Below are 2,207 nucleotides of genomic sequence, written 5' to 3'. Positions count from 1 at the left end.
AGAAAGGGGATAGAAAGTGTGACAGTAGTTTGGCGTAAGTGTTCGAAAAACAAAAAGGGCACAGCTAAGCTGTGCCCCAAAAGGATTATTTACGCGGTGTACGGTCGCTGCCGCGCAGCAAACCGGATGCGCCATCAGAGTAATCACGCGGCATCTGCACCGGTGCCTGATCGTTATCCGCTTCGGCTTCCGTCAGCTGATAAGCAAACGGATTTTTTTCGCCCGGCAGATTTGGCAGCAGGTCATTCGAACCCTTTGCCATATGCTGATACAGCTGGCGATAATCATGTGCCATGTTGTCTAGCAATTCTGCGCTGCGCGCAAAGTGGTTGGTGAGCTCTTCGCGATAATCTGCCAGCTCAGCCTTCGATTTTTCCAGTTCGTACTGCATGCTACGCTGCTCACGCAGCTTCTTGTTGCCAAAACGCATGACAACTGCGCCGACAATAATGCCAATCACTAAACCAATCAGCCCGTATTCCCAGGTCATAATGACTCCCGTGTAATTTCCGTTGCTTCGTAGGGCATTGCTTCTGTTTCCACTTCAATAGCAGCCACTATACCCAATAATCTTATGGAAGTGGAACTCTCGGGCTGCATCGCTTAGTGTAGTGCGGCCTAATTTTCGCCAACCGACCCGTGAATCGGACTTTTTCAGGGATTCTGAGAGAACCATGCAAACCTCATCTCCGCTTGCCCGCTATGAGCAGGCGCTATCACAGGGCGAGTTTCGTCCAGATGATGTACAACGCGAAGCCATTACCCGCCTGGATGCGATCCAGCAAGGATTGATTGCCCGTAAGCCCGCGCCTGAACCCGCCCCTAAAGGGCTATTTGGCCGCCTGTCGAAGCTGATGTCCAAAGAGAAAAGCAGCAACGAAGCGCCGGTGCGCGGGCTGTATATGTGGGGCGGCGTGGGTCGCGGTAAAACCTGGGTGATGGATTTATTTTTTCAGTCTATTCCTGGCGATCGCAAACTCCGCCTGCATTTTCATCGTTTTATGCTGCGCGTCCATGAAGAACTGACCCAGTTACAAGGCCATAGCGATCCGCTGCTGATTGTGGCCGACCGCTTTAAAGCAGAAACCGATATTCTCTGCTTCGACGAATTCTTTGTGTCTGATATTACCGATGCCATGCTGTTGGGCACGCTGATGGAAGCACTGTTCGATCGCGGCATTGCGCTGGTGGCGACGTCCAATATTCCGCCTGACGATCTCTATCGCAATGGCCTGCAGCGCCCGCGTTTTCTGCCCGCAATTGAGCAGATCAAACGTCATTGTGATGTGATGAACGTGGATGCGGGTATCGACTATCGCTTGCGTACACTGACATCCGCGCATCTGTGGAATTTCCCGCTTAACGATGCCACGCATGCTGAAATGGAGCGCATGTTCCGCGCCTTGTCCGGCAAGCCGCGTGAAGAGGCGCCGGTACTGGAAATTAACCACCGTCAGATGCCAACGCTGGGCGTTCATGAAGGCGTGCTGGCGATTGATTTCCTCGCGCTGTGTGGCGAGGGACGTAGCCAGCATGACTACATCGAGCTATCACGCCGCTTCCACAGCGTATTGCTGTATGATGTGCCGGTGATGATTTACAAGACCGAAGATCAGGCACGCCGCTTCCTGGCGCTGGTCGATGAATTCTACGAACGCCACGTGAAACTGGTGGTGGCGGCCGAAACCTCACTGTTTGAAATTTATCAGGGCACGCGCCTGAAGTTTGAGTATCAACGCTGCTTGTCGCGCTTGCAGGAGATGCAAAGCGAAGAGTATTTGCGTCTGCCGCATCTGCCCTGATGGCGTGGGCAAAAATCGCAGGATTTCGATGCAAAAAGGTTCGATCTTTGAGTTCGACTTCTCTATAATCTTGCGACCCCACGTTACAGCATCGGTTTTCTTTCCCAAGAACTCGATGTGATCCGGTAACTCACTTGAAGGGGTGGCTTGCTGGGCAAAATGGTCGTGTGAGCCTCAATCGTTTACTTAGCGTTTGGGATTTCACCAACGTGTAACTTTTTATTTGGGTAAGCTTTTCAATGAAAACTTTTACAGCTAAACCAGAAACCGTACAGCGTGACTGGTATGTTGTTGACGCAACGGGCAAAACCTTGGGTCGCCTGGCGACTGAACTGGCGCGCCGTCTGCGTGGTAAGCACAAAGCGGAATACACTCCGCACGTTGATACCGGTGATTACATCATCG

Annotated in this window: 3 protein-coding genes; 2 read left to right on the top strand and 1 reads right to left on the bottom strand. The window is 52.2% G+C overall.

Annotation, left to right across the window (positions count from 1 at the left end):
- Positions 1-85: 85 nt before the first annotated feature.
- On the bottom strand, positions 86-490 hold the full coding sequence (gene zapG / locus RT340_RS18830) for a Z-ring associated protein ZapG (protein WP_034826655.1): 405 nt from the start codon (positions 488-490) through the stop codon (positions 86-88).
- Between the two features lie 184 nt (positions 491-674).
- Here zapG and zapE point away from each other — a divergent pair, with 184 nt between their 5' ends.
- Positions 675-1,802 carry a cell division protein ZapE gene (gene zapE / locus RT340_RS18825; RefSeq protein WP_313377477.1) on the top strand — a complete coding sequence of 376 codons (1,128 nt, stop codon included), beginning with the start codon at positions 675-677 and terminating at the stop codon, positions 1,800-1,802.
- A gap of 239 nt (positions 1,803-2,041) precedes the next feature.
- On the top strand, positions 2,042-2,207 hold a 166-nt coding region (locus tag RT340_RS18820; RefSeq protein WP_313377480.1), incomplete at its 3' end, for an uL13 family ribosomal protein.

Origin of the sequence: Pantoea sp. CTOTU50773, assembly GCF_032082325.1 — a bacterium.
GTDB lineage: Bacteria > Pseudomonadota > Gammaproteobacteria > Enterobacterales > Enterobacteriaceae > Pantoea > Pantoea communis.
The sequence above is the reverse complement of the archived record's forward strand: the minus strand, read 5'-3'. Positions and strand labels throughout refer to the sequence as shown.